Origin of the sequence: Bradyrhizobium sp. A11 (assembly GCF_042077125.1) — a bacterium.
Classification (GTDB): Bacteria; Pseudomonadota; Alphaproteobacteria; order Rhizobiales; family Xanthobacteraceae; genus Bradyrhizobium; species Bradyrhizobium japonicum_B.
Genome location: NZ_CP149509.1, coordinates 2,474,406 through 2,486,980, shown reverse-complemented (window position 1 = coordinate 2,486,980; position 12,575 = coordinate 2,474,406). Strand labels below are relative to the sequence as shown.

Annotated in this window: 9 protein-coding genes; 5 read left to right on the top strand and 4 right to left on the bottom strand. The window is 65.5% G+C overall.

Going from position 1 to position 12,575, the window contains the following annotated elements:
- Positions 1 to 2: 2 nt before the first annotated feature.
- Genes WI560_RS11420 through WI560_RS11405 form a run of 4 tightly spaced genes read left to right on the top strand, consistent with a single transcriptional unit; the run spans position 3 to position 3,912 of the window.
- Entirely contained in the window at positions 3 to 473 is a 471-nt protein-coding gene (locus WI560_RS11420) for a 3-hydroxyacyl-ACP dehydratase FabZ family protein (RefSeq protein ID WP_028135689.1), read from the top strand.
- Positions 470 to 1,675 (top strand): beta-ketoacyl-ACP synthase, encoded by a 1,206-nt coding sequence (locus tag WI560_RS11415; protein ID WP_028135688.1) that lies wholly within the window; start codon positions 470 to 472, stop codon positions 1,673 to 1,675. The genes WI560_RS11420 and WI560_RS11415 overlap by 4 nt, the downstream gene beginning before the upstream one ends.
- A gap of 18 nt (positions 1,676 to 1,693) precedes the next feature.
- Positions 1,694 to 2,971 carry a beta-ketoacyl-ACP synthase gene (locus WI560_RS11410; protein ID WP_375308077.1) on the top strand — a complete coding sequence of 426 codons (1,278 nt, stop codon included), beginning with the start codon at positions 1,694 to 1,696 and terminating at the stop codon, positions 2,969 to 2,971.
- A gap of 8 nt (positions 2,972 to 2,979) precedes the next feature.
- Positions 2,980 to 3,912, top strand: a complete 933-nt coding sequence (locus WI560_RS11405) for a lipid A biosynthesis lauroyl acyltransferase (protein ID WP_375308076.1) — start codon at positions 2,980 to 2,982, stop codon at positions 3,910 to 3,912.
- A gap of 3 nt (positions 3,913 to 3,915) precedes the next feature.
- On the opposite strand, the gene WI560_RS11400 is transcribed toward WI560_RS11405, so the two are convergent.
- Positions 3,916 to 5,643: a winged helix-turn-helix domain-containing protein gene (locus WI560_RS11400; protein ID WP_375308075.1), complete on the bottom strand. Its 1,728-nt coding sequence runs from the start codon at positions 5,641 to 5,643 to the stop codon at positions 3,916 to 3,918.
- Positions 5,644 to 5,827: 184 nt separating this feature from the next.
- Here WI560_RS11400 and WI560_RS11395 point away from each other — a divergent pair, with 184 nt between their 5' ends.
- The gene (locus WI560_RS11395; RefSeq protein ID WP_375308074.1) at positions 5,828 to 9,331 is read left to right on the top strand and encodes an autotransporter domain-containing protein; all 3,504 of its coding nucleotides are present in this window, start codon (positions 5,828 to 5,830) and stop codon (positions 9,329 to 9,331) included.
- Between the two features lie 319 nt (positions 9,332 to 9,650).
- Here WI560_RS11395 and WI560_RS11390 read toward each other — a convergent pair whose 3' ends face one another.
- Genes WI560_RS11390 through WI560_RS11380 form a run of 3 tightly spaced genes read right to left on the bottom strand, consistent with a single transcriptional unit; the run spans position 9,651 to position 12,307 of the window.
- Positions 9,651 to 10,790 (bottom strand): polyamine ABC transporter substrate-binding protein, encoded by a 1,140-nt coding sequence (locus WI560_RS11390; protein WP_375308073.1) that lies wholly within the window; start codon positions 10,788 to 10,790, stop codon positions 9,651 to 9,653.
- 2 nt (positions 10,791 to 10,792) lie between these two features.
- Positions 10,793 to 11,971, bottom strand: coding sequence for an aminotransferase (locus WI560_RS11385; protein ID WP_375308072.1), 1,179 nt, complete (start codon positions 11,969 to 11,971; stop codon positions 10,793 to 10,795).
- Between the two features lie 9 nt (positions 11,972 to 11,980).
- Positions 11,981 to 12,307, bottom strand: coding sequence for a rhodanese-like domain-containing protein (locus WI560_RS11380; protein WP_028135683.1), 327 nt, complete (start codon positions 12,305 to 12,307; stop codon positions 11,981 to 11,983).
- Between the last annotated feature and the right edge of the window lie 268 nt (positions 12,308 to 12,575).

The window sequence follows — 12,575 nt, the reverse complement described above, 5'->3', positions numbered from 1 at the left end:
CCATGCAACTCGAATACTTCCACATGATCGATCGCATCGTCGACCTCAAGGTCGACGAGAAGACGATCGTCGTCGAAGCCCAGGTCCCTAAGGAGAGCACCATCTTCGAGGGGCACTTTCCGGGTTACCCCTTGATGCCCGGCGTGCTCCTGATCGAATCGATGGCGCAGGCCTCGGGCTGGCTCCAGCTCGGCGTGTTCAAGTTCGAGCGCATGCCAATTCTTGCCGCCGTGAAGGAAGCCAAGGTGCGCGGCTCGGTCTTCCCCGGCGATCTCATGAGCATCGAGGCGAGCCTCACCTATGAAGGCTCCGGCTACGCCATGACCGAAGCCAAGATCAGGGTCGGCGGCAAGCTGCGCGCGAATTCGGCGCTGACCTTCACGCTGATCCCCTTCCCCAATGCGGATATGCGCGGATACATGGCGAAAGTCGCCGAGCGTGTCGGCTTTCCGCAACAGGCCGTATCGCCATGATTGACACTGCTTCGAAGCCCGGCCAGACCGAGGTCTGGATCACCGGCATTGGCCTTGCGACCTCGCTCGGCGAGGGCCTGGACGCCAATTGGGCCGCGCTTTCCGAGAAGCGCATCAACGTCGACGAGAAGGGCTTTGCGCCCTACATCGTGCATCCCCTGATGCCTGTCAGCTTCGACAGCCAGATCCCGAAGAAGGGCGACCAGCGCCAGATGGAAGCCTGGCAGCGCATCGGCACCTATGCCGCCGGCCTTGCGCTCGATTCCGCCGGGATCAAGGGCAACAAGGACATCCTGTCGAAGATCGACATGGTGGTGGCCGCCGGCGGCGGCGAGCGCGACCTCAACGTCGACACCGGCGTGCTGACGGCCGAGGCCAAGGGGGCGAACGCGCCCGGCTTCCTCAACGAACGGCTGATGAGTGATCTGCGGCCGACCTTGTTCCTGGCGCAGCTCTCCAACCTGCTCGCCGGCAACATCGCCATCGTGCACGGTCTTGGCGGCACCTCGCGCACCTTCATGGGCGAAGAGGTTGCGGGGGCCGATGCCGCCCGCATCGCGTTGGCGCGCATCGCCTCGGGCGAGAGCGACATTGCCCTGGTCGGCGGCTCGCATAACGGCGAGCGCAAGGACCTTATGGTCCTCTACGAATTCGGCGACTTCAACCTGAAGGACAAGTTTGCACCGGTGTGGGCGCGCAAGGATCACGCCGGGTTCGCGCTCGGCTCGGCCGGCGCGTTCCTGGTGCTGGAATCGAAAGCCCACGCGCAAGCGCGCGGCGCAAAGCCGTTCGCAAGACTGTCGAGCGTCGTCGCCGATCTCGCCCGGCGCAAGCAGCCCGGCGACATGGCCGCGACGCTGGAGCAGCTCTGGGCCAAGCTGCCCAAGCGCGAGGGCAAGGGCGCGATCATCACGGGCGCGACCGGTGCGGAGCCGGCAACGAGCGAAGAACGCGGCTTCCTGAAGGCTCACGCCGAATTCCCGGTGCGTTCGACCGGCACGATGTTCGGCCACACCATGGAGACGCAATTCCCGCTCGGCATCGCACTCGCCGCGCTGTCGATCTCGCGTGGTGCGCTGTTTCCGCCGAACGATTCCACCGGCACCGAGATTGAAATGCAGGGAGCGCCCACCCAGATTGTGGTGGTGGGAGCCGGACACTGGCGCGGCGAAGGCATGGCGCTGGTCGAGGCAGTAGACTAGCTCACCCGGGGGATCGATATGACTGCACCACGCGACAAACTCGGGCGCCCCGTCGTCGTCGTCACCGGCATGGGGATCATGACCTCGCTCGGTGCCGGCAAGGCCGACAATTGGGCGAAGCTCGTCGCCGGCGAATCCGGCATCCGCACCATCACCCGCTTTCCGGTCGACGGTCTGAAGACCACGATGGCCGGCACTGTCGATTTCGTCAGCGTCGAGCCGTTCTCGTCCACCGGCCTGTCCGAACGCATGGCTGAGCTGGTCACGCAGGAGGCGCTCGATCAGGCCGGCATCGGCGCCAAGGCCGATTTCCCGGGTCCCCTCTTCCTCGCGGTCGCGCCGGTCGAGGTGGAATGGCCGCAGCGCCGCGAGCTCGGTCGCGCCGTCGGCAAGCCCGACTTCAACTATGATGATCTGCTGCGCATCTCCGGCGGCGGCAAATACGCCGCCTATCATCACCGTTTCATGTTCGGCTCGGTCGCAGCGCACCTCGCCGAGACCTTCGGCACCAAAGGCTCGCCGATCTCGCTGTCAACGGCCTGTGCCTCCGGCGCAACCTCGATCCAGCTCGGCGTCGAGGCGATCCGCCGCGGCGAGACCGACGCTGCGCTGTGCGTCGCGACCGACGGCACGGTCAATCCTGAGGCCATGGTGCGGTTCTCGCTGCTCTCGGCGCTGTCGACCCAGAACGATCCGCCGCAGGCGGCCTCCCGCCCCTTCTCCAAGAACCGCGACGGCTTCGTGATGGCAGAAGGCGCCGGCGCGCTCGTGCTCGAAAGCTACGAAGCCGCCATCGCGCGTGGCGCAAAGATTCTCGGCGTGATCGCCGGCTGCGGCGAGCTCACCGATTCCTTCCATCGCACCCGCTCCTCGCCCGACGGCAAGCCGATCATCGGCTGCATGAACAAGACGCTGGCCGACGCCGGCATGACGCCGGACCAGATCGACCACATCAACGCGCACGGCACCGCAACGCCCGAGAACGACAAGATGGAGTACAACACGACATCGGCCGTGTTCGGCGAGCTCCTGCAGAAGATTCCGGTCACCTCCAACAAGTCGATGGTTGGCCACACCATCTCGGCCGCCGGTGCGGTCGAGGCGATCTTCTCGCTGCTCACGCTCGAGCATCAGCGCATTCCGCCGACGATCAACTACGACACCCCGGATCCCACGATCCTGTTCGACGTCGTCGGCAACAAGGCACGCGATGCCCGCGTCACCGCCGTGATGTCGAACTCGTTCGGCTTCGGCGGCCAGAACGCCTCGCTGATCCTGACCCGCGAACCGGCCTGACCGGACGCATGGCGCTACTGACTGCGAGCACGAAGGCCCGCGCGCGGGAGGCTGCCAAATCGATCGGCGGCAGCCTGATCGGTGCCGCCACGGTCGGCTTGCTGCGCACCACGCGCTATTTCGACCCGGTCAAGACTTCAGACTTCTTCGCACGCGTCGTGAAGACGATCGGCCCGCGCCTGCGCGAGCACCGCATCGGCCGTGCCAATCTCGCTGCGGCCTTTCCCGAGAAGTCGCCGGAGGAGATCGAACGGATCCTGATGGGCGTGTGGGACAATCTCGGCCGCGTCGGCGCCGAGTTCGCCCATATGGACCGTGTTTGGGATTACGACCGTGCCCATCCGGAGAAGAGCCGGATCGAACTGACCCAGAGCAGCATCGAACTGTTCGACCGCATCCGCGACGACGGCAAGCCGGCCCTGATCTTCGCCGCACACCTGGCCAATTGGGAATTGCCGGCGCTCGCGGCAGTCGCGCACGGGCTGGACGCTGCGATCCTCTACCGCCGCCCCAACATTGCCTCCGCCGACCGCATCATCCAGGAGATGCGCCAGGTCAACATGGGCACGCTGGTCCCCGCCGGCCGCGACGCGCCGCTGCGGCTCGCGCAGGCGCTGAAGGACGGCAAGCACGTCGCCATGCTGATCGACCAATACCTGACCGGCGGCGTGGAGGTCACCTTCTTCGGCCGCAAGACCCGCGCCAATCCGATGCTGGCGCGCCTCTTGCGCCAGGTCGAATGCCCGATCCACGGCGTGCGCATCATCCGCCTGCCCGGTGGCCGCTTCCGCGGCGAGATCAGCGAAGAGATCCCGCCGGTGCGCGACGCCGAGGGCAAGATCGACATCCAGGGCACGACCCAGGCGATCACGAGCGTGGTGGAGAGCTGGGTGCGCGAACATCCCGAGCAATGGCTGTGGCTGCATCGCAGGTGGCGGTAAGGCTTACCGCTCCGGCAATCCTGCGTCGACCTCGGCCTGAACCACGCGATCCCAGGCAGCGACACAGACTGGACTTGCGTTCTTCATCGGCGGCGAGACGGTAAGCCGGGTCGTCCCGGGCCGCAGCTTCAGTCCCTCTGCCATCGCCGCCCTCGCCTCCGCGTGCCGGCCAGATCGCTGATAGGCAGCGGCGAGCAGAAAGTGCGAGCGGCCGGTCCCCGGCGTGATCGCGATCGAGCGTTGCAGCCAGGGCACCGCCTCCTCGAAGCGCTCCATCAAGGCATACGCCAAGCCTGCGCCGAGCAGCCAGGTCCAGCGCGAGGCCGCGGGCGTATCGTAACGATCGGCCTGCTGGAAGGTCGCAAGCGCATCGTCGAAGCGGCCGAGATAGATCTGCCCCAGGCCGATCAGATAGAGCGCCGATCCGTTCCACGGATCGAAGCTCAAGGCCCTGGCGCAGGTGACGAGACTTTCCACGAAATGGTTGGTCGCGCTGAGGAAGCGGCAATGCGCCTCGAGCACCGCAATCGAATTCGGCTTGACGCGCAGCGCCTGCTCGAGCGTCGCATTCGCCTTCGCCTCCAACGTGACGGCCTCCTCCGGACTGAACCAGACCATCTGAATGCCGCGCATCTGCAGCGAGGCGAGCGCGACGGCGAGATCGACATTATCGGGATCGTTAGTGAGTGCCTGCTGCAGCATCGCTTGCGCCGCGCCAAAGCGCTCTCGCGTGGTCTGGTTGATCGAGGCGAGCGCCTGCTCGACGGCGACCTTGTCGCCGCCCGCGGACGACGTCCGGCTCGCGGCCGGCGAGGTGCTGGCCTCCAGCAACTCGTTGAGGCGGCGCGCCAGCACATGCCCCACGCCGGCGACGAGGCGCGATTGCTGAAACTGCGCATCGACCTCGTCGGCACCGACCGAAGCCGTCGCGACCGATTGAACCTCTGCGCTGCCGGTCCTGATGATGCGAGCCCGCAAGGTCCAGGCCTGATCGCCGCGCTGGAGTTCGCCGCGCACTTCGTAGTCGGGCGATACGGCCGGCAGCCCGACGCTTTCGACACCCGCCGACGCACGCGGCGCGACCACGCTGATATTCTGGATCCTGGCAAAGCCATCCGTGAGACGCCCGGTGACTTCGGCTGCCATGGCCGCGCCGCGCGGATCGTTGCTGGCATCAACGATCGGCATCACGGCGACCCGCGGCGGCGTGCGCTTGAACAGGAAGTCGGGTTTCAGCACCGGGGCCGCGACCGCAAGCCCGATGATGACGACGCCGAACGCAGTCACGGCGCCGATCATGGCCGGGCTGCGCAGGCGGAAGATGGCGCGCGGTGCCGGCGTGTGTGTCAGGACCCTGGCCTCCGCCGGCGCCGCTGGTTCGCCCGCTGCCGTAGCCGGCAGCTCGGCCTGAGCCGGGTCGGCCTCCGCTTCAGCCCGAACCTCGGCTGTCAGCGAGTAGCCGCCTCCGGCGGCGAGCTTGATCAGCTGCCGCCGCTCGTCGCCGAGCGCGGTGCGAAGCTCGCGGATGCATTGAAACAGGCTGTCCTCGCCGACATGGACGTTCGGCCAGACCGCCTCCATCAGCGCCTGCTTGCTCAGCACCCGGCCGCCGCTGGTGGCGAACAGCCGAAGCATCTCGAAGGTCTTGGGCCGGAGCTTGATCGGCGCGCCATCGGCCCCGCGCAGCTCCGCGCGCAGCTGGTCCAGCTCGAAGCCGGCGAAACGAAGCAAGCTATCCCCCAAAGCGTCTCCTAAGGCGGCTCATATAGCGGAAGTCTGCCGAAACCGCCCGAAAATCGGGTCTGAAACGCAAATATCAGAAACTTTCAGAAACTAGCCAAGCCCTTATCAGGACACCACTCCCGCCCGGTGCGAACAATCCGATCGAGGACTCGTGATTGCGCCGGGGGAAGTGGTGAGGACGGGGAAAGGTTATTTCAAAGCGAGCGGCCGCCTGCGCACCGCCCTGCTGACGTCGTCGGCGCTGGCCTTGGCCTGGGCGCTGCCGGCCGCGCCAGCGCACGCCGCCTCGGACGGCACTTGGCTCACCTCCCCCGGCAGCAACGATTATGGCACCGGCTCCAACTGGGACGGCAACTTCGTGCCAGCGGGCACGGCCTCATTCGGCACCTCTGCGACCACCAGCCTGGTGATCTCGAGCGCCAGCGTCGGCGATTGGACCTTCAACGCCGGCGCCTCGAACTACACGTTTGACGTCAGCGGTCCGTTGAACTTCACGGGCGCCGGCATCATCGTCAACGGCGGCAGCGCCACCATCTACAACAACAATCAATTGGTCTTCTTTAGTTCAAGCACCGCCGGTAACGCCGCCATCACCAACAACTCCGTCCTCGGCTTTGCAGACACCGCCTCGGCCGGTAACGCGACCATCCTCAATATCAACTTGTTATCATTCACGGGTGCAAGCACGGCCGGTGCAGCGACAATCGCCAACAACTTCAGTGCCGCCTTCTCCGGCTCCAGCACTGCTGGCAATGCCACGATCACCAATAGCGCCTCTGGCATATTGAGTTTCTTGAGCAGTAGCAGCGCCGGCAGTGCCGCCATCACGAACGATTATGTGCTGTACTTCCAGAACGACAGCACGGCGGGAAGCGCTGATATCACCAACAATGGCGGCATCGCATTCAGCGGCTTCGCCACAGCCGGCAATGCAACCATCACCAACAACGGCGGCCTGACATTCGCCAACCGCAGCACGGCGGGCAATGCGGCCATCATCAATAACGTCAACGGCTCCGTCGATTTCGGTTCCACCTCGGGCATCAACGGCGATAACAAGATCAGCGCCGGCTCGATCGCGGGCGCTGGTTTCTACCAGCTCGGCGCCATCGAACTGACTGTCGGCTCGAACAATCTCTCGACCGAGGTGAGCGGCGTCATCGCCGGCATCGGCGGTTCGCTCGTGAAGACCGGCACCGGCAAGCTGATCCTGTCGGGCGTCAACACCTACACCGGCGGCACTACCTTCGCCGGCGGAACGGTCAGCGTTTCCTCGGACGCCAATCTCGGCGACGCGGCGGCGGGCCTGACCTTCAACGGCGGGACCTTGCAGGTCGCCGGTACGGCGTTCAACACCACCGCACGCACCGTCAATCTGGGCGCCGGCGGCGGCACGTTCGACATTGCCGACGCCGCCAACGACTTCGTCATCAGCCAGAGCATCAGCGGCGGCGCGCTGACCAAGTCCGGCGCCGGTACGCTGACCTTGACCGGCGCGGCAGGTTTTTCCGGCGCGACGGTCTCCGCCGGCGCGCTGGTGTTCGACGGCAACGCGACGGCCGGCAATGCGGCCATCACCAACAACGCGGAGCTGGTCTTCGCGTCCAGCGCCACGGCCGGCAACGCCACCATCACCAACTCCAATCAGTTGACGTTCTATGGCAACACCACAGCCGGCAACGCTGTTATCTCCAGCAGCGGCAATGTGCTGTTCGACGGTAATTCCACCGCCGGCAACGCTCAGCTCATCAACATTGTATCCAGCGCCGTCATCAACTTCTTCACCCCCGGCCCGGGCAGCGACGGCAAGATCAGCGCCGGCTCGATCGCCGGCAACGGCCGCTTCGACCTCAATGGCGCAGAACTGACGGTTGGCAGCAACAATCTGTCGACCATTGTGACCGGCGTGCTCACCGGTGACGGGAGCATCACCGGAACATCGCTGATCAAGGTCGGCACCGGCACGCTGACCCTGGCAGGGATCAACACCTACAGCGGCGCGACGATCGTGGATGGCGGCACGCTGGCGGTGAACGGCTCAATCGCATCCTCCAGCAACCTCACCGTGAACAGCGGCGGCACGCTCGGCGGCACCGGCGTCGTCGGCAACACGACGATCGCGAGCGGCGGCACTCTGGCGCCCGGCAATTCCGTGGGCACCCTCACCGTCAGCGGCAATCTCGGCTTCACCGCCGGCAGCTTCTACAGGGTGGAAGTTTCCGCGTCAGCCGCCGACCGCACCAACGTGTCGGGCACCGCGACGCTCACCGGCGCCACGGTGCAGGCGGTCGTGATCCCCAGTAGCTTCCGCGGCCAAACCTTCACGCTTTTGAATGCAACCGGCGGGCTCGGTGGAACGCAATTCGCCGGGCTGACCATTGCCGGAAGCTTCAGCCCCGCCCGTAATCCCCGCCTCACCTACGATCCGAACAACGTCTTCCTCGTGCTCGATCCCGGCAAGATCGAGCTGCCCGCTGGCACGAGCGGCAACCAGACCAGCGTGGCCGGCGGCATCAACAACGCGGTCGAGAGCGGCGCGACGCCGCCGGCTGGCTTCGACGTTCTGCTCAACATGAGCGGCGCGCAGCTCGACCGGGCGCTCAGCCAGGTCTCGGGCCAGCCAGGTGCCGCCGGCACGCAGGCCGCGTTCAATGCCATGCAGCAGTTTCTGGGCATGCTCGATCCGGTCGGCGGCAGCATGGACAGCGAGCGCGGCATGAACGGCAGCACGTTGGGCTACGCCAACACCGCGCAGGGCGACGCCAGGGTGCGCGAAGCCTACGCCGCGGTGACGCCGCGCGAAGCCAGCGGCGATGTCATCGACCGGCGCTGGGGCGTGTGGGCCTCCGGCTATGGTGGCGGCAGCACGTTGAGCGGCAATGCGGCGGAAGGTTCGCGCTCCACCGCCAGCCGCATCTACGGCACCGTGGTCGGCGCGGACTACCGCGTCTCACCGGACACTCTGGTCGGTTTTGCGCTCGGCGGCGCGGGCTTCAACTTCTCCGTCGCGGATGCGCTCGGCGGCGGCCGCGCCGGTGTCTTCCAGGCCGGCCTCTATGCCCGCCACAATTTTGGCCCCTCTTATCTCTCGGCGGCCCTGGCCTACGGCTGGCAGGACGTCACGACCGACCGCACCGTGACGGTGTCAGGCACCGACAGGCTGACCGCCAACTTCAAGGCCAGCACGTTTGCCGGGCGCCTCGAAGCGGGCTGGCACTTCGTCCCCTTCCCCGCCTCGAGCTTCGGCGTGACGCCCTACGCAGCGGTGCAGGCCACCACCTTCCACCTTCCCGGCTACGGCGAGACCGCGCTCGTCGGCAGCAACCAGTTTGCACTCTCTTACGGCGCGCAGGACACGACGAACGTCCGCACCGAGCTCGGAGGGCGCACCGACCAGCGCTTCCTCGTCAATGACGGCGTGCTCACCCTGCGCGGCCGGCTTGCCTGGGCGCATGACACCAACACCAACTGGTTCGTGAATGCCGCCTTCCAGACGCTTCCCGGCGCCGCCTTCACAGTCAGCGGCGCGCGCCCCGCTGCAGATTCCGCACTGGTCGGTGGTCGCGCCGAGATGAAATGGAGAATCGGTCTCTCGCTTGCCGGAACGGTCGAGGGCGAGTTCTCCCGGAACGTGCAGACATACACCGGCAAAGGCACGGTGCGTTACGAGTGGTGAGGTTCGTGGTGCGCTCTCGTCATAATCCGCTGTCATCGCCCGGCTTGACCGGGCGATCGAGTACTCCGAGACGGTAGTGATGGAATCGAGAAGCCGCGGCGTACTTTCATGCCCCAGCCAAGCCGGGGCTTGACAGCGAGGAGAAGGACGCCGCTTGCGCTCCTGACGCACGCTTCCATTGCTTTGCGCCCGCGCGGCGATTGGCTGAGGTTGCACCACCGCTTAAGCCCCGCCACCACCGCCAACCCCGATGGTCGCGGTTCTACTGTGCATGGGGTTGTTTTTCAGGTTTTGTAGTCGAGGCCGGTTTCCGGAACGTCTACCGCCCCGTCTTCACCTTGGTCCAGAGCCGGTTGATGATGCGCTGCGTCGCCGGCTCCCGCGCCGTGATGACGAACAGCTTTGAAAGCGTTGCCTCGTCCGGATAGATGTTCTTGTCGTTCAGGATCTTCGGATCGACCAGCTTCTGGCTGGCGAGGTTGCCGCTGGCGTAGGACAGGAAGTCCGAGTTCTTGGCGGCAACGTCTGGGCGGTAGAGATAGTTGATCAGCTCATGGGCTTCGTTGACGTTCTTGGCGTCGGCGGGGATGGCCAGATTGTCGAAGAACATCTGCGCGCCCTCCTTCGGGATGGCGTAGCCGATCTCGATGCCGCTGCTGCCGTCTTTCTTGGCTTCGGCGGCGCGGGCGCGGGCCTGCATGATGTCGCCGGACCAGCCGACCACGAAACAGATCTCGCCGGTGGCGAGCGCGCTCAAATATTCGGACGAGTGGAACTTGCGGACGGACGGACGGACCTTGGCGACGGCATCGGCGGCTTTCTCCAGGTCGGCCTGCTTGGTCGAGTTCGGATCGAGCCCGAGCCAGCTCAGCGCCGCCGGAAAGATGTCGTCGGCGGAATCGAGCATGTGCACGCCGCAATCTTTGAACCTTGCCAGGTTCTCCGGCTTGAAGACGATGTCCCAGCTGTCGATCTTGGCATCGGCCCCGAGGATTTGCTTCACCTTGGCAACGTTGTAGCCGATGCCGGTCGTGCCCCACATGTAGTTGGCGGCGTAGACGTTGCCGGGATCGTAGGTCGCCAGATGCTTGGTCACCATCGGCCAGGCATTGGCGAGGTTCGGCAGCTTCGCCTTGTCGAGCTTCTGGAAGATGTTGGCCTTGATCTGGCGCTGCAGGAAATAGGCCGTGGGCACCACCACGTCGTAGCCGGACCTGCCGGCCATCAGGCGCGTCTCCAGCGTCTCGTTGGCATCGAACGTGTCGTAGACGACCTTGATCCCGGTCTCCTTGGTGAATGCCTCCAGGACATCCGGCGCCATGTAATTGGACCAGTTGTAGAAATTGACGACCCGCTGCTCCGCCTGAACTGGGGCGGAATGCAACGTCAGCGGCGCGACGATCGCAAAACCAAGGCAAAGCCAGGAAAAGCAAAGCCTCGCGCGGCCGACCTTCGTCATCACTACCTCTTGCGTCCACGCACCGCGTCAGACAGCCGTTCCAACGCGGTGTCCAGCGTCTGGTCCTTCTTGGCGAAGCAGAAGCGCACCACCGAGGTCACGGGGTCCTGCTCGTAGAATGCCGAGACCGGGATCGCCGCGACCTTGTAATCCTTCACGATGCGCCAGCAGAATTCGGTGTCGCTCTCATTGAGCCCGAGCGGCGACAGGTCGACGGTGAGGAAGTAGGTGCCTTGCGACTTCAGTACGGGGAAGCCGAGGCTCTCCAGCCCCTTGGTCAGGCGGTCCCTGCTCCGCGTCAGATCCTTGCGCATCGACAGGAAGTACTCGTCGGACTTGCCGAGACCGTAGGCCACGGCGGCCTGCAGGTTCGGCGCGGTGGTGAAGGTCAGGAACTGGTGCACCTTGGCGGCGACGCGCAACAGCGGCGGCGCGGCGCAGACGAAGCCGATCTTCCAGCCGGTCAGCGAGAAGATCTTGCCGGCCGAGCCGACCTTGATGGTGCGCTCGCGCATGCCCGGGATGGTGATCAGCGGGATGTGCTTGTGCTCGTCGAAGGTGACGTGCTCCCAGACCTCGTCGCAGATCGCGATGACGTCGAACTCCTGGCAGTAGCGCGCCAGCAGCTCAAGGTCCTCGCGCGGATAGACCACCGCGGACGGATTCAAGGGGTTGTTGAACAGCACCGCCTTGGTCTTTGAATTGAAGACACTTTTCAGCATGTCCTCATTCAGCCGCCAATGCGGCGGCTCGAGCCGGACGAGGCGCGGAATGCCGCCGGCCTGCCGGATGATCGGCAGATAGGAATCATAGACCGGCTGGAAGCACACCACTTCGTCGCCGGGCTGGACCACCGCGAGGATCGCCGAGGTCAGCGCCTCGGTGCCGCCGGAGGTGACCATCACCTCGCTCATCGGATCGAGCTTGAGGCCGTGCCAATGGCCGTAATGGGTCGCGATCGCCTGGCGCAACTCCGGCAGACCCATCATCGACGGGTATTGGTTGTAGCCGTTCAGCGAGGCCTCGGCCGCGGCGCGGCGGATGTCCTCCGGGCCGGGATCGTCGGGAAAGCCCTGGCCGAGATTGATCGCGTCGTTGTCGCGGGCGGCCTGCGACATCGCTTCGAAGATGGTGACGGGAAGGTCGGCGAAGACCTTGTTCAGCGAGGAGCTCTTGGACATCGGGTGAGGTCAGCCACCGGCCTTGCTGGGAAGACCGGCCGCCTTCCAGCCCAGCATGCCGCCGGCCAGATGCTTGTCGTAAGGCAGGCCCGCCGCTTGTGCCGCGAGCGAGGCCGTCACCGAGCGTTTGCCCGAGCGGCAGGCGAACACGACCTGCTTGCCCTGGGGATCGGGAATCGCCTTGGGATCGAAGGTCGAGAGCGGGACGACGACGCCGTACGGATAGGCCTCGGCCTGGACCTCGTTCGGCTCGCGAACGTCGACCAGCAGATATCGTCCTTCCGCGACACCTTTGGAGACCTCGTCCGGGGTCAGATCCTGTACCTGGTTTGCCACATCATCCTCCAACGTCGCGAGCCGCAGGCCGGGGCGTCCGGCCGGCGGCAACCTCGCCTCTCAGGAGACGAAAATCAAGCGCTACAAAGGCTTGAGCCGCGCGGCGCAAGTTAAAGCTAAATCGCAGCGACTTGAAGTGCGGCTTTCGGGAAGGCTGAAACCACACATCCAGGGTCATCCCCCCGCGCAGGCGTGAATCCAGTACGCCGCGGCGGTCACGGCGAGAGCGAACTCTTCGACGCCGGCCTCTGGGATACTGGATCGCCCG